The organism is Chryseobacterium sp. JUb7, from assembly GCF_024806495.1.
Taxonomy (GTDB): domain Bacteria; phylum Bacteroidota; class Bacteroidia; order Flavobacteriales; family Weeksellaceae; genus Chryseobacterium.
Genome location: NZ_JANUFF010000004.1, coordinates 330875 through 350150, shown reverse-complemented (window position 1 = coordinate 350150; position 19276 = coordinate 330875). Strand labels below are relative to the sequence as shown.

General features: G+C 35.8%; 15 protein-coding genes. 5 read left to right on the top strand and 10 right to left on the bottom strand.

Annotation, left to right across the window (positions count from 1 at the left end; translation table 11 throughout):
• Positions 1–89 precede the first annotated feature (89 nt).
• Complete coding sequence (locus tag M2373_RS10530; protein ID WP_259110457.1) at positions 90–803, bottom strand: diphthine--ammonia ligase; 714 nt, start codon at positions 801–803, stop codon at positions 90–92.
• A 124-nt stretch (positions 804–927) separates the two neighbouring features.
• Here M2373_RS10530 and M2373_RS10525 point away from each other — a divergent pair, with 124 nt between their 5' ends.
• Complete coding sequence (locus M2373_RS10525; RefSeq protein ID WP_259110455.1) at positions 928–3660, top strand: pitrilysin family protein; 2733 nt, start codon at positions 928–930, stop codon at positions 3658–3660.
• A gap of 78 nt (positions 3661–3738) precedes the next feature.
• Here M2373_RS10525 and M2373_RS10520 read toward each other — a convergent pair whose 3' ends face one another.
• On the bottom strand, positions 3739–4404 hold the full coding sequence (locus M2373_RS10520; RefSeq protein ID WP_259110453.1) for a hypothetical protein: 666 nt from the start codon (positions 4402–4404) through the stop codon (positions 3739–3741).
• 170 nt (positions 4405–4574) lie between these two features.
• A complete protein-coding gene (locus M2373_RS10515) occupies positions 4575–7922 on the bottom strand; it encodes a methylmalonyl-CoA mutase family protein (RefSeq protein WP_259110451.1) in 3348 nt (1115 codons plus the stop codon).
• 186 nt (positions 7923–8108) lie between these two features.
• On the opposite strand from M2373_RS10515, the gene M2373_RS10510 reads away from it, so the two are divergent.
• Complete coding sequence (locus M2373_RS10510) at positions 8109–8441, top strand: hypothetical protein (protein ID WP_259110449.1); 333 nt, start codon at positions 8109–8111, stop codon at positions 8439–8441.
• On the opposite strand, the gene M2373_RS10505 is transcribed toward M2373_RS10510, so the two are convergent.
• Positions 8438–9535, bottom strand: coding sequence for a DUF3667 domain-containing protein (locus M2373_RS10505; protein WP_259110447.1), 1098 nt, complete (start codon positions 9533–9535; stop codon positions 8438–8440). The two genes, M2373_RS10510 and M2373_RS10505, sit on opposite strands and share 4 nt — an antisense overlap.
• A 342-nt stretch (positions 9536–9877) precedes the next feature.
• Here M2373_RS10505 and rplM point away from each other — a divergent pair, with 342 nt between their 5' ends.
• The 3 genes from rplM to rpsB all read left to right on the top strand — a co-directional run bounded on the left by rplM (position 9878) and on the right by rpsB (position 11695).
• Positions 9878–10333, top strand: a complete 456-nt coding sequence (rplM, locus tag M2373_RS10500; RefSeq protein WP_007843275.1) for a 50S ribosomal protein L13 — start codon at positions 9878–9880, stop codon at positions 10331–10333.
• A gap of 6 nt (positions 10334–10339) precedes the next feature.
• Positions 10340–10726, top strand: coding sequence for a 30S ribosomal protein S9 (gene rpsI, locus M2373_RS10495; RefSeq protein ID WP_034678948.1), 387 nt, complete (start codon positions 10340–10342; stop codon positions 10724–10726).
• A gap of 207 nt (positions 10727–10933) precedes the next feature.
• Positions 10934–11695, top strand: a complete 762-nt coding sequence (gene rpsB / locus M2373_RS10490) for a 30S ribosomal protein S2 (protein ID WP_259110445.1) — start codon at positions 10934–10936, stop codon at positions 11693–11695.
• Positions 11696–11776: 81 nt separating this feature from the next.
• On the opposite strand, the gene M2373_RS10485 is transcribed toward rpsB, so the two are convergent.
• From M2373_RS10485 to M2373_RS10460, 6 genes are all read right to left on the bottom strand, one after another.
• Positions 11777–12214, bottom strand: coding sequence for a DUF6759 domain-containing protein (locus tag M2373_RS10485; RefSeq protein ID WP_259110443.1), 438 nt, complete (start codon positions 12212–12214; stop codon positions 11777–11779).
• Positions 12215–12222: 8 nt separating this feature from the next.
• Positions 12223–12945: a DUF6759 domain-containing protein gene (locus M2373_RS10480; protein WP_259110441.1), complete on the bottom strand. Its 723-nt coding sequence runs from the start codon at positions 12943–12945 to the stop codon at positions 12223–12225.
• A gap of 199 nt (positions 12946–13144) precedes the next feature.
• A complete protein-coding gene (gene trmB, locus M2373_RS10475; RefSeq protein ID WP_259110439.1) occupies positions 13145–13822 on the bottom strand; it encodes a tRNA (guanosine(46)-N7)-methyltransferase TrmB in 678 nt (225 codons plus the stop codon).
• Positions 13823–13918: 96 nt separating this feature from the next.
• Complete coding sequence (locus tag M2373_RS10470; protein WP_259110438.1) at positions 13919–14701, bottom strand: DUF6759 domain-containing protein; 783 nt, start codon at positions 14699–14701, stop codon at positions 13919–13921.
• Between the two features lie 203 nt (positions 14702–14904).
• The gene (locus M2373_RS10465) at positions 14905–15693 is read right to left on the bottom strand and encodes a hypothetical protein (RefSeq protein WP_259110436.1); all 789 of its coding nucleotides are present in this window, start codon (positions 15691–15693) and stop codon (positions 14905–14907) included.
• Positions 15694–15822: 129 nt separating this feature from the next.
• Entirely contained in the window at positions 15823–19221 is a 3399-nt protein-coding gene (locus M2373_RS10460) for a T9SS type B sorting domain-containing protein (protein WP_259110434.1), read from the bottom strand.
• Between the last annotated feature and the right edge of the window lie 55 nt (positions 19222–19276).

Sequence of the window (19276 nt, the reverse complement as noted above, 5' to 3'; positions counted from 1 at the left end):
GAAATTTTTAATGATATCTGATTTATTTTACAAATACATATAAATATCTTTTACTTTTCATTAGTTTGCTTTAAAATGTAAAATTTTAGTTATTGTTTTGAGATCAAATCACAGAACCAGAACGCATATTCTCCATCTTTTTCGCTTTCATCAGATTTCGGTTTCGGATATGTTTTTCTGACAATTTCGCCCACTTCAAAGTGAATAGGATTTTCAAAAATAGGTCCGTCAAAAGTAAAAGTATGAAACTCTCCGTTTTCTCCGCAGGGGTCGACGTTTTTGGGTAGATCTTTAATAAAATCACGATCAATAACTCTTCCTGCAAAGCTTTTATCAAGATAGGTTTCATTTACACACGTAACAATGGTTTTAAAGTCTAAATCCAAAAACTCGTTGATGAGGTTGGTCGTGTTGATTTTCCAAAGAGGAAAGATTCCCTTCATTCCTATAGACTCTAATTGGTCTTCTCTATATTTTCTTAAATCTGCCAGAAAAATATCTCCGAAAATAGAATGAGTTACTCCCTGAGATTTTATTTCGGTCATGGTTTTGCTCATTATCTCACAATATTCTTCCATGGAGGGTTCTTTTGGAAGCTCCATTTTGATTAATGGTAAGTTTAGACTTTCTGCCTGTTTTTCTAAAAGCGAAACCGGAACTCCGTGCATTGAAATCCTCTGAAATTCTTTATTAATGCTCGTCAATAAAGAGTTTATCTCGTATTTATTTTCTTTTAAAATTTTATACAGTGCCAGAGAAGAATCTTTTCCGCTGCTCCAGTTGAAGATGGCTTTTGGTTTCATTTTAAATAATACTGTTTTGAATTGCAATTTTATGACAAAATTTGTAACATTTCTGTGATTTAAATTGTCTAATTAATAAATATACCATGAAAACAATTAAATTTGACAACATTAAATAAAACACATGAAAAATTTACTCGTTGGGACAGCGGTCCTTTTTTTTACAGGTCTTTCTAATCCTGTATTTTCGCAAAAAGCAGAAGCTCCAAAATTTGTAAGTAATACCGAAGGTGTAAAGGAGTATACCTTGAGTAACGGGATGAAAGTTCTTCTCATTCCTGATGCTTCACAAAGTAATATGGTGGTAAATATCATCTATAATGTAGGTTCAAAACATGAAGGGTATGGAGAAAAAGGGATGGCGCATTTGCTTGAGCATATGCTGTTTAAGAGCACTAAAAAATTAGGTGATATTAAAAAACAGTTGTCTGATAAAGGAGGAAATGCCAATGGTACAACCTGGTATGACAGAACCAATTATTATGAAGTATTCCCTTCAAGTGATGAAAATTTGAAATGGTCACTAGAAATGGAAGCCGACCGTATGATCAACGCGACCATTCTTCAGTCTGATCTGGATAAGGAGTTTTCTGTAGTAAGAAATGAATTTGAAATTGGTGAAAACAATCCCGGAAGCGTTTTGATGGAGCGTATTGTTTCCACCGCTTATTTGTGGTACAACTACGGAAACAGCACGATCGGAAGCAAAGAAGATATTGAAAGAGTAAAAGCACCAACGCTTAGAAAGTTCTATGAAAAACATTATCAGCCTGATAATGCAACGCTTGTCGTTGCCGGAAAATTTGATGAAAAGCAGGCTTTAAATTATATTTCTCAATATTTCTCCGTGATTCCAAGACCTTCCAGAATTCTGGACCAGACCTATACCGTTGAGCCGGCTCAGGATGGCGAGCGTCTGATAGAACTGAAACGTTCAGGGGACAGTAAAATTGTAGGTGCTTTATATCACACTGCTCCTTATGCAGATAAAGATTATGCTGCTTTGGATGCACTGTCGGAAATTTTAACTTCGGATCCTTCGGGATATTTGTATAAGGCGATGATCGATTCTCATAAAGCTGCTTCGGTTTATTCTTATCAGCCGACTGTGAGGGACGCCGCATTTATGTATTTCGGTCTTGAAGTGCCTGCTGATAAAGATGTAAAAGCTATAGAAAATGACTTCAGGGCAGAGCTGGATAAAGTAGCTGCGATCAAATATACGGAGCAGGATGTTCTGAGAGCAAAAGCAAAAATTCTTAAACAAATAGAAAATACCAAGAATAATACAATCGGCTTTGCAATTAGCTTAACAGAAATTGTAGGAGCGGGTAATTATAAACTTGGCATGTTATACCGCGATAATGTTGAAAAATTAACCTTAGCAGATATTCAGAGGGTTGCAGATAAATATTTCAAAACAAATAACAGAACAGTTGGGGTATTTATTCCTACAAAAGATGAGATAAGGGTTAAGAATAATGAACTTTCCGATGAACAGATTGCTACGCTGACCAAAGATTACAAAGGGAAAGCTTTAGAAAAAGAAGTGGCACCTTTTGAAGCGAGCATTAAAAACCTGAAAGCTAACCTTTCTGAAGGAAAATTAAGCAACGGAATGAAGTATGGTTTCATTAAAAAAGAAATTAAAGGTGGCAAAGTCTTGGGAAGTTTCCGTTTTCCTGTAAGTAATGCTAAAGATTTAAGCGGAAAGGCATTGGTAGGCTCTTTGATGGCTCAGGTCCTGAAAACTGGAACCAAGTCTCATACAAAAGAACAGATTCAGGATATGCTCGATCAATGGAAATCAAGTATCAATTTTTCATTTAATGGGCAGACTTTGTATGCGAATGTAAGCACTTACAAAGAATATTTACCAAAGGCAATGGGATTGTTAAAGGAAATTCTTACCGAATCTAATTTCCCTGAAACTGAACTTGTAAAAGCTGTCAATGAATACAATACTTATCTGGAAGGCTCATTAAATGATCCTCAGGCTCTGGCATTTACCGAAATTGAAAAAATCACGGAAAATTATCCTAAAGAAAGTATTTTCTATACACCATCTTTCAAAGAGCAGATTGAAGCGAATAAGATGATTAAAAGACAGGAACTGGTTGATTTCTACAACAAGATTCTAGGAAGTAATAATGGGGTAGGAACAATGATCGGAGATCTGGATGCTAAAACAGCATCTTCTTTAATGGAGACTACTTTTGCAAAATGGAACTCAAAATCTAATTACGAAAAAATAAAGCCTGAACTTTTCGCGACAAAAAAACAGGATAAAGAATATTTAACTCCGGATAAGGAGAATGGAGCTGGTGTTGGAAAAATCAGCTTCTCTATGGACCGAAACAGCCCCGATTATCCTGCGTTTGTTATTGCAAACGAAATGTTAGGAAGCGGGGGATTCCTTACATCGAGAATTCCGACAAGACTTCGTGAAAAAGAAGGAATCAGTTATGGAGCGGGTTCATATATCAGTGTTCCTTCTGATAATACTGTGGCATCCTGGGGTTGGTATGCATTCTTTAACCCAACTAAAAAAGATGCAGTAAACAAAGCTTTGAAAGAAGAGGTGAATAAAGCAGTTAAGGAAGGATTCACAGAAGAAGAATTAAAATCGAATTTAAATTCATGGCTGACTTCAAGAAAAACGAGTCTTGGAAGTGAAAATACTTTGATGGGTCTTGTTAATAGCCAGCTTCAGTATGGTATTCCTTTGGAGGATTATGATGTACTGGAAGCTAAAGCCTCGGCTTTAAAAGTAAATCAGGTCAACGATGTTCTTAGAAAATACATCAGTGAAGATAAACTGACTTCTGTTTTTGCAGGAGATTTTAATAAGAAATAGTAGAATTTATTTTTTTTTAAAATAAAAACCTCACAGCAAATACGCTGTGAGGTTTTGTATTTAATTACTGTTGCATGTTTATTTCAGATTGATATTCTTTTCTTCTTCCTTCGCCTGATCCAGAGATGATCTCACTCCCTGTATTGAAGATTCGTAATTATTGTCTTTCCATTTTTTCAGGGCCACGTTTTTCATATTCAGGCTAGACATTACAAGACTCTGATCTGATAGATTGATTAAGCTTGTGTTCAAAAACGTATGAGCCATTTTTCCGGTTTCTATCATTCCATAGTAGGAGATCATAAAGCCATGATTTACATCAACGAATAATAATTCATCAACATTATATTTAGATTTTAAATCACTAAAATCATATCGGGAATACTTTTTTCCTTCTGCTTTTGTCCCACTAAATTTTGTCGCTGTCTTAGGATCAAATTTTTCATCAATGATTACAATTTCTTTCCCTTTTGATTGTAAAATTTCAGAATACATTGCAATTAATTCTTCTTTTGGATGTATTTTTTCACCGATTAAATTCAGGGCTTCCTGGTATTTATCTCCAGATGTTACAGCCATATCTAAAAGTCCCTGAGAGCCTTCTTTATATTTTGCGGGTGGAGTAGCATTGACTAATATTCCGACTTTAGAGGGTTTGTTCCAGTATTCCGGAGCCAAAGCAACTTTAGGAAGGCAGCTTGTTAACAAACTAAGTGCTGCAAAAACAAAAAATAATTTTTTCATAGTTATCATTAATTTCGGTGCGAAAATAAAAAACTCCGAGAAATTAGATATGCTATTTTTTCAGAAATATTCCAATACTGAAATATTTCAGTTTTTTCATATAAAAAGAAACACCTCAAAGAAAATTCCCTGAGGTGCTTAATTTATAAATTGCCAGTCCGGCTACGGACTTACATATTTCTTCTGTACTTACCGCCCACTTCAAAAAGTGCATTGGTAATCTGCCCAAGAGAACAATATTTCACTGCATCCATCATTACGGCAAATAAGTTTTGCTGATTGATTGCTGCGTGTTGTAATGTTTTCAAAGCTTCTTCAGACTTATCTTCATTAGATCTCTGGAAGTTATGCAATGTTTCAATCTGAACCTGCTTTTCTTCCTCAGTCGAACGGATAACTTCTCCCGGACGAACCGTTGGTGAACCGTCTTTTCCTAAGAACGTATTTACACCAATGATCGGATATTCCCCAGTGTGTTTCAACCATTCGTAATGCATTGATTCTTCCTGAATTTTCGAACGTTGGTACATTGTTTCCATCGCTCCCAAAACACCACCTCTTTCTGTGATTCTGTCGAATTCTGCATACACAGCTTCTTCAACTAAATCCGTCAATTCTTCAATAATAAATGAACCTTGAAGTGGATTTTCGTTTTTCGCTAATCCTAATTCTTTATTGATGATCAACTGAATTGCCATCGCTCTTCTTACAGACTGCTCAGTCGGCGTTGTAATAGCCTCGTCATAAGCATTTGTGTGCAATGAATTACAGTTATCGTAAATTGCATAAAGTGCCTGTAAGGTTGTTCTGATATCATTAAAATCAATTTCCTGAGCGTGAAGTGAACGTCCTGAAGTCTGAATATGATATTTCAGCATCTGGCTTCTTTCGTCTGCCCCGTATTTTATTTTCATGGCTTTTGCCCAGATTCTTCTCGCTACACGTCCGATCACAGAATATTCAGGGTCGATACCGTTGGAGAAGAAGAATGATAAGTTGGGTGCAAAATCGTTGATGTCCATTCCTCTTGACAAATAATATTCAACATACGTGAAACCGTTTGCCAATGTAAATGCCAACTGTGAAACAGGATTTGCTCCCGCTTCTGCAATGTGATATCCTGAAATAGAAACCGAGTAGAAGTTTCTTACTTTTTCTGTGATAAAATATTCCTGAACATCACCCATCAATCTCAAGGCAAATTCAGTAGAGAAAATACAAGTATTTTGTGCCTGATCTTCTTTTAAAATATCAGCCTGAACGGTACCACGAACTGTCGCAATTGTTTTAGCTTTAATTTCAGCATAAGCTTCAGCAGGAATAACTTCATCTCCCGTGATTCCTAATAATTTTAACCCTAAGCCATTATTTGAAGGAGGAAGTTCTCCATTATATTTAGGTCTTTCTAGACCTTTATCGTCGAATTTTGCTTTTAAAACTTCCTCAACCTTAGCCTCAAGCTTATTTTCAGCAATATATTTCTCAACATTCTGGTCGATGGCAGCATTCATGAAGAAAGCCAACAACATCGGAGCCGGTCCGTTGATTGTCATGGAAACTGAAGTCAATGCATTCACCAGATCAAATCCTGAATATAGTTTTTTAGCATCATCTAAAGTCGCAATAGAAACTCCGGCATTTCCGATTTTACCATAAATATCCGGTGGTAAAGCTGGATCTTGTCCGTACAATGTTACCGAGTCAAAAGCGGTAGACAAACGTTTTGCAGGCATTTCCGCAGAAACATAATGGAATCTTCTGTTCGTTCTTTCAGGACCTCCTTCTCCGGCGAACATTCTTGTAGGATCTTCACCGGTTCTTTTGAAAGGGTAAATTCCGGCTGTATATGGGAAGCCTCCCGGAAGGTTTTCCTGACCTTTCCATTTGATCAAATCCCCCCAATCTGTATATTTTGGTAAAGAGATTTTTGGAATCCTTAAGTGTGATAAAGATTCTGTTGAAGTTTCAACTTTAATTTCTTTTCCACGAACGAAATAGGAATAAAATTCAGCTTTGAAAGCATCTTTCGTATCGTCCCAGGTTTTCAGGAAGTCAATATTTTCCTGTTGAAGATCTTTTTCAGCTTTTTGATATTCAGCATCCAATGTTTCATTCGAAAGGAAGTTTCTTACGCCTTCAATATGATACATTTTCCTTGCTAATTCAGCCTGTTTTTCAACATTAGCATCGTATTGTCTGTTGTTTTCAACAATTTCAGAAAGGTAACGCACTCTTTTTGGAGGAATGATCGTTACTTCGTCTGTAATTTCCTGTTCAACAAAACCTTTTAAATTTAAATCAGCAAATTTATCATTTACCTTAGAAACTAATCTGTTGTATAATTCCGTTGTGCCATGATCATTGAACTGAGATGCTTTTGTAGCATAAACCGGCATGTCATCCAATGGGCTTTCCCATAATAAATGGTTTCTCTGAAACTGTTTTCTTACGGCTTGAAGCGCATCCAAAGCACCTCTTTTATCGGATTTATTTAAAGCAACTAAATCTGCGTAATCCAACATGTCGATTTTTTCCAACTGTGTCGAAGCTCCGTATTCAGGAGTCATTACGTACATTGAAACATCAGCAAAATCAGAAACTTCCGAACCGGACTGTCCGATACCTGAAGTTTCTAGAATAATTACATCCGGATGAGCCAACTTCAATACATTTAAAGCAGAATGAATAAACGGAGAAACAGAAACGTTGTTTTCTCTTGTCGCCATCGAACGCATATAAACTCGCGGATCATTGATCGCGTTCATACGAATTCTGTCACCCAAAAGTGCACCTCCTGTTTTCTTTTTAGAGGGGTCAATGGAAATAATAGCAATTTTTTTATCCGGATTTGAACGGATAAAACGTCTTACCAATTCGTCTGTTAATGAAGATTTTCCGGCTCCACCTGTACCTGTGATACCAATGATCGGAATATTTAAATCTTTTGATTTTTCATCAATTGCTTTTACCAGTTCAGGTTTTTCTTCTGAGAAGTTTTCAACGGCAGAAATGATTTTTGCAATGCTCGTAGAGTTTTCAAAACTAATTGAATCTAAATCACTTGCCTCTACATCTTTTCCTGTTGCGAAATCCGATCTTTTCACCAGATCGTCGATCATTCCTTGTAAACCAAGTTCACGACCATCGTCCGGAGAATAAATTCTGTCGATTCCGTAAGACATAATATCTTCGATTTCTTCAGGCAGGATTACGCCGCCACCGCCTCCAAAAATCTTGATCTGCGGGGAGTTTTTCTCTCTTAAAAGGTCGTAGATATATTTAAAATATTCGTTGTGACCTCCCTGATAAGAAGTTAGGGCAATTGCGTTGGCATCTTCCTGAATGGCTGTATTTACAACTTCTTCAGCAGACTTGTCGTGACCAAGGTGGATGACTTCACATCCTGTTCCCTGAATAACACGGCGCATAATATTAATCGCAGCATCGTGACCGTCGAATAAAGACGCAGCTGTTACGATTCTTACTTTGTTTTTAGGAGTATATTTTTGGGTTTCCATAAAAAATCTAGAGAATTTCTGAATTCCAAATATAATAATAAAATAAGAACCTGAATTTTATATTTAATTTATTGGTTATTAATTGTTTATTTGATTTCAATGAATTGAATCTTCCCTGAAATAACAAACATTCGTTTAGAAATGATAACTAAAATCTTTACTTTTGCACCATATTATATATAAGGTATGAAAAAAGCATTGCTATATTTTGCGTTGGGTACGGTTTTGAGTTTTTTAATTAATTATTTTTTTTACAGCTCAGATAACCTCGGTCTTGATATATTTTATGCTCTGGCTTTCGGTATTGCATGGGGAATTGCTTATTATCTTGATACGCCAAATATTTCCTTACCGCAAAAGCTTGGATTGTCTTTTGTGGCCATGGGAATTTTGGTGCTGATCGGAACTTTATTATTCAGTATTGAATTGGCGATTCCTTCTATCCTGAAGTTTTCTACTGTTTTTGTCGCTTATTATTTAATTGCAAGTTTCAGGGCAACAAAGTCTCTGCGCAATTAATGCATGGTAATTAAACTTACATATAATAATACCAAGAACATACAGGTTAACCCGATACAATTTACAATAAATAAAGCCATCCCCTTAAATACACTCATGGTTCTGGAATGCTCATAGACTCTGTGATGTGCTATGAAAAAATAAACCGACAGGTATATAATGAGTGCTGTATAGGCTAAAAGGTAGAGTAAGTTTATAATTCCGTAATCAGGAAGATAGCTCACTATATTTTTTAAAATAATAAAACTTAGAATTGCCAGAAGCAAAAAAGAAAAGTAATGTAAGGTGAAAATGCCGTGGTCAAAATACCACCATTTCTTCTTGTTGTGGAAAATCCATAAAAAAAATGCAAATATAGGTAAGTATACAAAAAGTGCCTTTGGAACAGTATGAACAATTGTTTCTCCGTATTTTTCCCAAATTTGTTTTTTAGTTAAGCCTTTTTCCTTCATTTCAAACATTTTCTTCGCCAGAGGTTTCATAATCGAGTAGAAGCCCGATTCGTCTTTTTTTTGAAGTTGCTCATATTCTGTCATGTTATGTGCATTTAGAATTGGGGCACTTTCGTCAGATAATGAGCTGTCAATAAGGTCGTCTGTAGGATCGGCTTTTTTGGCAGAATCGATAACGCTTTTTGTTTTCTGTGCTGTCTTTTCAGACAGGATACCTTCTTTTGTAAGATTTTCAAGAGTCTTTTCCGTATTTTGTGCCTGCTCTTCTTTTTTTGTTTTAGAATCTACTTGTATTGTTTTTTCTTTTTTATGATCACCACTTTCAGAATGAGGGAAAAAATTAGGAACTAAAAAGGTAATGAAGCTGATGAAGATGTATAACTTCACAGGGGCAACATAAGTTTGTCTTTTCCCCGAAAGATATTCTTTAGTCAGTTTTCCCGGGCGGATCAGAAGATATTTAATCGTTTGCCAGAACTGCCCGTCATAATGTGTAAAATCCTCAATAAAATGAGTGAAAAGGTAATGGAATGGCTGGCGGGTCTCAATATTCTCCTGACCGCAATGAGGGCAAAATCTTTCTTCAACCTGATGATTGCAATTAAGACAGTTTTTATTTTCCCTTAACTTTCCGTGGCTCATGCTTTTATGTTTTTAGCAAATATAATTATTTAACTAAATATGATATTGTAATTCGTAAACTTTTATTGGAATAATTAAAGAAAAGTTAATAAAGAAAGAGTTTAAAACTAAACTCTTTACTTTATCACCGTGTTTTTAGAATCTTTTAGAATATTTTTTTCATCGAAATTTCTTTTACAATATTTATGCCAGAAATAATTGTTATAGATGAAATCTGTCGAATCGTTTAATCAAAATACAGATCTACGGATTAAATAAAATAAGTTTTTGCAATCCAAAAATAATTTGTACCTTTGCACACCCTTTTAGGGGGAAATTATGTTTAATCTTTAACTAAAACGTGTGAATACATTAAGTTACAAAACTGTTTCAGCGAACAAAGCTACTGCTAATAAAGAATGGGTTGTGGTAGACGCTGAAGGACAGCCGTTAGGAAGACTAGCTTCTACGGTTGCAAAGATTTTGAGAGGTAAGCACAAAACGAACTACACACCTCACGTAGATTGTGGTGATAACGTAATCGTTTTGAATGCTGGGAAAGTTACTCTTTCTGGAAACAAGTGGAACGACAAGACTTATATCTGGCATACAGGTTACCCTGGAGGACAGAAGTCTATGACTGCGGCTGAACTTCAAAAGAAAGATTCTTTAAAAGTATTAGAAAAGTCTGTAAAAGGTATGTTGCCTAAAAACAGATTAGGATCTGCTTTATTAAAGAACCTTTATTTATATGAAGGAACTGAGCACAAACATGAAGCTCAACAGCCTAAAACAATTAATGTTAACGAATTTAAATAATTAATTATGTCTATAGTTCACAAAATCGGAAGAAGAAAAACTTCTGTAGCGAGAGTTTATGTAAAGCCAGGAACTGGTAACATTACAGTAAACGGTAAAGATGCTGCAACTTATTTCTCTACAGACGTGATGGTTTACAAGTTGAACCAACCGTTTATCCTTTCTGAAACTGTTGGTCAGTATGACGTTACCGTAAATGTTTTCGGTGGTGGTAATACAGGTCAGGCAGAAGCTATCAGATTAGGTATTTCAAGAGCTTTATGCGAAATCAATGCTGAATTCAGATTAGCTTTGAAACCAGCTGGTTTACTTACAAGAGACGCAAGAATGGTGGAAAGAAAGAAGCCAGGTCAGAAAAAAGCAAGAAAGAGATTCCAATTCTCAAAACGTTAAGATTTGCTGTTGGCGAATGGCTTTTGGCTATTGGCTTCAGGAATTTATTAAAATTTTTTTAAACTTAATCTCGGCGAAAAGCCAATTGCCACAAGCAAAAAGCAAACCGCCAATTGCCCGTTACGTTTAGCATCCAAACACTTCTCCCATCTAAAGAAGTTGTTGATTGTTTAAGAAACGGAAAGTAAACTAACAAAAACAGAAAACATGGCAAAAGCAAATGTAAAAGACCTTCTAGAGGCTGGTGTACACTTCGGTCACATGACTAGAAAGTGGAATCCAAATATGGCTCCATACATTTTTATGGAGAAAAATGGTATTCACATTGTAGACTTACATAAAACAGCAGTTAAATTGGATGAAGCTTGTAGCGCTTTAGAAAAATTAACTTCTGCAGGTAAAAAAGTTCTTTTCGTAGCTACTAAAAAGCAAGCGAAAGAAGTAGTTGCAAAACACGCTTCTGAACTTAATATGCCTTATATTACAGAAAGATGGCCAGGAGGTATGTTAACGAACTTCGTTACTATCAGAAAGGCTGTAAAGAAGATGAACTCTATCGACAAAATGAAAAAAGACGGTACGTTCGAAACTTTATCTAAAAAAGAAAGATTACAAGTTGACAGACAAAGAGCTAACTTAGAGAAAAACTTAGGTTCTATCTCTGACATGGTTCGTCTTCCTTCTGCAATCTTCGTTGTAGATATCATGAGAGAGCACATTGCTGTAACTGAAGCTAAGAAATTAGGTATTCCAGTTTTCGGTATTGTTGATACAAACTCTGATCCTAGAAAAGTAGACTTCGTTATCCCAGGAAACGATGATGCTTCTAAATCTATCGATATGATCTTAAACATTGTTTCTGATTCTATCAAAGAAGGGCAGTCTCAAAGAAAAGCTGATAAAGAAAAATCTAAAGAAGAAGGAGAAAAAGTATCTGCTGAAAAAGATGCTGATTTCGATGCTGAATAATTAAAGATTTTCTTTAATATAAGAAAAACCACTAAGATTACTTAGTGGTTTTTTTATTTTGATCTGCCTTGATTTTTTTGGCTAATTTGAAAGTGTAATAGAATAAGAGCTTGATATAAATGTTTTCTTATTATAGGCAGAGCTGCAAACCATTCCGGAAAGTGTGTAGTTTTGGTTTTTGGGTACCATGGCATATCCTATTTTTCCGGCAGTAATGGGTATTTTTTTATAATAGCCGCCTCCATTGATCGTAAGCACCATATTGCATCTCGATTTATTATGAACCGAAACAGATGTTTTAGAGTGGTCTGATGAGCCATTTAAGAGATCATTCAATACTTCTGTTGTCTCGGGTTTATAAGTCTTAATAAGTTCGCTGTATTCCCCTTCTGTATTGATGGATGAATTGTTTGTATTTCCGGTGGAAGGATAGGTTTTCTTTACAGGGTAATTATTGTAATTTACACTGCAACTGTATGTTATGAGAATTAATGTGGCGAAAAGAAATAATTTTCTCATATTTCGATCTATTTTTTACCTTTCTTCTTTTTTAAAGGATTTGCTGCAACTTTACTGACATCTATATCGTTGCCTGATTTAGGTTCTGTGGCTGAAGCAGGGCTGGATTTGGTATTTTTATATGAAGGATTGTCTAATGCTACAAATATACTTTTTTTAATGTCTTTTTGCGAATTATATTTTACATCGCATACATTTGCGCTAAAGTTATAAGCTCCTTTATTGATGACAATAGAATTTTCTCCCTGTGCAGGAACAGCAAGGTTATAAAAGTCTTTCCCCTGTATTCTTAAGACAATATTGCAATCTGAATTATTTTTAAATAAAAGAATAGCTTCCTTACTTGTAATATCTTCATCAAACATGGCTGTCAGTATTTTTGCTGTTTTTTGTTTATGCTCGTCTGCACTGAGTCCAATCAGCTTTTTAAATTCTTCTGCTTCTTCCGAATTGGGATTTCGTAGGACTTTATTAGGTATTTCTGTGATAACAGGCCTTGCTTCCATAGGTTTAGCATCTTTTTTACCTTTTGTCCATTCTTCGTTTTTTAAGGCAATAACCTTTGATTTTAATAGAGCTCTTTTAGGATCCTCGGGATGTGCGCTTTTCAGATATTCTTCAATTTCTTTGATATTGGTGCTTTTCAAAATATGCCTGCTGTTTTTTTGAGCATAAGAAAAATTGGAAATTAAAAGAACAAAAAAGGGAATGATAACTGTATTTTTTTTCATAATGTAAGAATTAAATTAATTTTTAGGTTAATTTTTCTAGGTTTGTGTTTTTATGTATACAGGAAATGCAGACCGTAAAAGATTACAGTCCTGATGATAAAAAAGCATATTCTGCTTCTTTATTCTTGAGAAATATTACAGATTATCTGAGATTTTTTTTGAAAAGGAGGGTGTGTTTTTTCATCATTTGATAGCTGTTTTAATTAATTTTAAATTTAATATATGTTATGGTTTTTCCTTTAGCAGAAAAAAGCTCTTCATAGTACGTTCTGATATCGCGTAAGTGTGGAGTATTAGGGTCATATTCCGGGGCTCCGTAAATATCATGGTGCGCGGAAACAATTTCGTACCCAGCTCCCTGAAGGTATCCTAATGTATAACCGTGTAAGAATTCGGAATCGGTTTTCAAATGAACAATTCCTCCCGGTTTCAAGAATTTTTTATATCTGTTTAAAAAATCAGGATGGGTTAATCTATGCTTTGTACGTCTGTATTTGATCTGCGGATCCGGGAATGTGATCCATATTTCATCCACTTCGCCTTCAGCAAAGAAACTGTCAATCAGTTCTATCTGAGATCTTAAAAAAGCGACATTCGACATGTTGTTCTGTACTGCTTCTTTAGCTCCAAACCAGAATCTGGCTCCTTTAATATCTACTCCGATAAAGTTTTTTTCGGGAAATGTTTTGGCTAGTCCTACTGAATATTCTCCTTTACCACAGCCTAATTCAAGAACAATGGGATTGTCATTTTTAAAGAATTCTGTTCTCCATTTTCCTTTAAGTTCGAAACCTTGTAAAGCTTCTTCTCTTGTAGGTTGAATTACATTCGGTAATATTTTATTTTCAGTGAATCTTGCTATTTTATTCTTTCCCATGAGATAATTAAAATCCTGCAAAAATACTAAAAATAGACTTATGATTTTACTGTTTAAGGATAAATTGCGAATTTTAAAATAACGGGAACTGAAATTTTATTTTGCTTTGGAAGTTCCCAGGGCTACAATAATTGCTTTTTGTATTGTTTTCTGAGAGGCATACTGAGCACCGCAGACAATACTTGTGAAAAGATAATCTCCTTTTTGTACTACTATTGAATTGTCACCATGTGCAGGAACGGGAAGTCTGTATTTTGTAGTTCCTATACCCTCCATTCTCATGATAATATTGCAGTCGGATTTATTTTCTATCATTACGATGCATTCCTTTGCATTGGGATCATTGTCAAATAAAGAATTTAATATTTTGACTGTCTTATTTTTATGCTCCATAGGATTTTCGCCCATCAGCATATTAAATTCTGATGCTTCGGTATCCGGAATAGCAGTAACGGTTTTGGCAACAGGAGCTGTTGCTGCATACACATTTTGGGGAGCACTCGGAGTGTAAACGATCGCGGCTTGTCCGACCTGTAACTCTTTCTGGTATTTTGCAATCTGTTTTTGTCTGATGATTGCATTCATTTCATCGAAAGATATTTTTGTGGAAGGTCTTCTTTTAAGCATGGCAAGCCAGTCCTGCATCTGTCTCACTTTCTGGTCTCCGGGAGCTGCATTTTTAATGTACTCCTTCATCATATCCATTACTCTTGGTTTCAGAACGGATCTGCGGGGATCATCGGGGTGAGCATCTCTTAAGAAAGCATTTATCTCATAAATGTTTTTGCTTTTCAGGATATTGCTGTAATCTTTGCCTTTACTTTGTGCGGAAATATGGGCAAATAAGATCACACTAAAGAGTAAAAGTATCTTTTTCATTAACTAATATTAAGTTGTAATCATCAGTTCTTTTCTCACTTGTGCCGGACTTTTGGTGTATAAAATGATAACGGAACAATTATGTTTTTATTTTTAAAACACCATATGCATGGCTAAAATTAAACATATTTTTAAACATTTAAAGGATGTATGCTATAAAATTCATATAACATACACCCTTTAAATTTATAAGTAAAAGTTGATTATTTTATAACATCCTGAAGATGAGAATTCCTAAGTCTTCGCTGATAAATTGGAAGATATTTTTCGATGGGAATTTTTACAGCTTCAAAATTACCTGCCGAAATATAAGGCTGAATATTTTCTGAAGTATAGACAAACTGAAGGAAGTTATCAATTAAATTTTCAGGGATCTTAAATCTTAAGAAATAGTCTTTTCCTAAATAATTTCGGATCTGTGTTACTGAAGAATTCATTTTTTCGTAAGCCACATAGCGTTGCTTTTTCTTTCTTTCTCCAGATAAAATATCATAAATACTTTCTAGACTAAATGTAAGCCCTCCATCACGTAAGCCCGCCACAGGAAGTTCCGGTGGATTTCCGTCTCCTTTAGGTTCCGGAAGCCCGATTACTTTTTTGAGGGCATACGCTTTATCATCTTTTTTCAGAGCATTCACATCATATCTCAGATTTCCGGTAGGCTTGAATTTATTAATAACGATCTCCTGAATTTCTTTATAGGCTATTTTCAGTTCTACTAAGTTCTTGACACCAAAAAGTTGCGGTGTAAGTTTTACATCTTTTCTTTCTGTTACGATGGATGTAAAACGGATCACATCGCCCGGATTGGCCTGGATTCTAAAATCACCATTATAATCGGTAAGAACGGTCTTCTGACTGTTCAGATTGGTAACATAAACCTGATTAAGATATAAAATGGAGTTATCTCTTAAAAAAATTTCTCCAGAGTATATTTGAGCATTGATTTTTGCGATAAAAATCAACAAAAATAGAGTAATAAGTTTCTTCATATAATAAGGCAAAATTACGCAGAAATACATCAATTTATACCTAATTAAATAGTGTAAAGAGGTTAAAGTTATATTAAACTTTATTATAGAATTGTTAATGAATGTTATAAATTTTTCAAGTATAGTTAATTATCTGTTCTTTACCAGTAGCCAGCTAGTATATTTTACCGTTGTGGTTCCTCCAAATTCCGTCCAGGATAGAAAATACCAGTAGGTAGCCGTGTTTACAGGTCTTCCTCCCATTTTGCCATCCCAGGTAAAACGGTTGGTAGGAGTTCCCCGGAATATTTCAGCTCCATAGCGGTCAAATATTCTGAACTCAAGATTGTCACTTCCCATCAGAGCAGAGTAGTCGATATCATCATTGTGCCCGTCATAATTCGGGGTTATTGTATTGATCAAATTGATAATCACAAAAGTTCTTGTCACTTCCTCGCATTTCTGAGAATCTCTTACATGGATTAAATGATTTCCTCTTGGAACATTCTGAAAAACATTGGAACTCTGCCAGGTGATTCCATCTAAAGAATATTCATAAGGAGGTGTCCCTCCACTTGCTCCGATAGTCACGGTGGTATCATTGATTTCTATAGAAGCAATAACGGGAACAGGATATTCTGTTACGTTTACATTTTGTCTGTAAGTACAGCCGTTTGATGTAAGGTCTACCCAGTAACTTCCGGCAGGAACATTGGTAATGGAAGGTGTTGTAGCTCCCGTACTCCATAAATAGCTGTCAAAACCGGGCCCGGCATCTAAAGTTGTGTTTGTCTTGGGACAAATTATTTTATCAACAAGAATATCGGACTTTTTAGGTATCTTAATAGTAAGGGTTATAGAAGCCACCTGTGGACATTCTCCAATTTTTTCAAAACGGATATAAACAGTTTGTGTCCCTGTGAAATTTACCGGATTGCTGATGGCAGCAAAGTCATTTTGTGCATCTGTAAGGCTTCCGTGGAAGCTCACCGTAACATTTGGGTCTAAAGTAAACTGATTAATATACTGCATCAGATCAACCGATTTTATTCCATCAAGGTCATCATCACAATAATCCAGTGTTAAAGAGCTTCTGATCAGTTGTATTTTTGCTCCGATATTGAAGTTTAATGGCTGAACTACTGCTGCACAGCCATCCGGAGATTCTACTCTGATATATATGGTGGTGTTGGCAGTATAGCTCCAGTTATTAGGTAATGTATTGTTGTTCCCCGCGTTTGCATCAGTGATACTGGCATAATATCTTACATTCGTAAAATAGGTGGGATTATTCAGAACCAGAGGTGTTATATTTGATAAAACTACCGTTACTGTTCCATCAAGATTGTCATCACAGAAACTTCCGTTGTAATTAGGCAGAACAATGGCAAGATTGAAAAGATTAAGCGTGATTTTAGCAATATTCTTACATCCGATATTATTTTTAACAACAGCATAAACTATTGTTCCGTTAGCTGCTGAGTAAGTATTCGGAGTACCGATAAGAGCTGCCGGATTTTCTGTCTGGGCATCTGCCAATGTAGGATAGTAAGTGATTGTTACAGGAGAATTGTTGGTCACATTAGCAGTCGTTAAATTAAATGTCCCAAGTCCGTTTATATTACAGGCTGACAAAGTAGCATCTGTGGTAGTCAGAGCCTGGATGTTGATGGTTACCGTTACTGTTTCGCAGTCCGGAAATTCAGGGTCATTTCCACAAAAAGTGTACGTAAAGGTATCGGTTCCTGTCGTTCCCGGATTGTTTACGGTATAGGTAATAATGCCTGAAGTTGGATTAATAATGGCTGTTCCTAATGTAGGAGGTGTCGTGATAGCTATTGTTGAAACAACAGGCGTTTGTGTTGAAGTGGTAAATGCCGGAGTGATCGTTTTTGAAGTACAGACATCGTAAATAGCAGTACTCTGTTTCATGCAATTCAATACTTTATATTGCTCGGTTACCAAAGGAGCACAGCTTCCCATCGTAACAGAACATGTATAGTATCCTGACTGAGTGGGAGTGTAGGAAGGGTTGGTGGCTCCGGTAATTTGAATTCCGTTTCGATACCACTGGTACGTATCGTAAATAATAGGGTCAACAGTAAGGACTATTCCTGGAACACAATCTCCTCCGGATTTTAAAATGACCGGTTGGGTAGGGAATCCTGCAAAGAAACCTCCATATCCTACAGCATCACTTCCGGCACTGATGCCTGCCATGATGGCTTTATTGGAAACGATGGTGATGGTTCCTGTTGTATTGGGTATTCCATAAGTGACCCAGTTGGTGGTTCCTGTCATATTGAAAGGACCTGTTGAAGCAAGGGGTGTGCCTCCATTGACGGTAAGAACAGCTCCTTTTTCCGTAATGATGTTTAGTTTTGTAGGGATATTAAGGATTCCGGAAGGGTTGTTGTTAGAATGAACAAAGTTTTCATCAATGAATCCCAACTCATTAATTTGTTTGGGCAAATAACAGTTAAGGGCGGGGATAAAATTAAAACCACCTGTAGCTGTTTCGTTGCCCGTTGCAGAATCTCCTGCTAATATCTGATAAACGTAGGCATTTTTAGAGGTCTTTAAATATAAATTATAATGATTGCTTCCCTGTAGTTTATATTTTGTATCGGAAACAACATAATATTGTCCGGTGTTAATGGTTGCAATAGGTGGAATTTCGTCATTCACATAAATCTGAGTGTTATCCTGTGTGGCAATAACGATGACTCCTTCCATGTTGGCGCCAATATTTCCGTTTCCTTTTACTAACGCAAATTCAGTTCCGAGTCTTTCAACAGGAACGGACTGATCCATCAATATATCCGAACTCGATGGAAAGTTTCCTGCATATTGTCCGTTAAAGTTTCCATTGGTGACATTCACCGGTTTATCAGCTGTAATTTTTGCGCCGATGATACCATCGAGATTGGACGTGTTGATTCCGTTACCGTCAATGATGTAAGACTGTCCTTTATTTAAAGTGAAAGTTATCGTGGGATTGGTTGCACCGGTAGTACCATTTGAAAACTGAACGGTAGGTTTATATCCTGATATGGTAACCGTTGTATTATTTTCTGTTGCCAGAACACTGGTCATGAAATTCAGAATTGAGTTGCTCACTGTAATAGGAGCACTGGCGACGAAGAAGTTTTTTCCTGTTGACGGAATTCCTTTCGAAGTAATAATTTCAGCGTGATTGAAAACTGAAAATCTTAAGTTGGCATAAAATGGAAAGTCGGCTTTTACATACAAGCCTTTTGTAGTAGGGGTGAAAACATCTGTTTGCAGAGTTGTAATAATATAATCCCGTAAAACATCAAATTTTTGAGGATTGTTTTTACTGATATTTACGGTACCTATTAATATATTATTGTTATAAATGCTTACCGGGAAAGGAGTTGTCCTGTTGGTTGATAAATATAATTTCTGATATGGATTCGGATTTCCGGTTCTGTCTACCATGGGCGCAAACCAGTGTTCTCTGTCCAATTGTGCAAAGGTAAACGTGAAAATACAAAATATAAATAAAAAAGATAGAATTTTCTTCATTTAGTATCAGCTTTTATCACAAATTTAATAATAAAATGTAGTATTATGTCGAAAA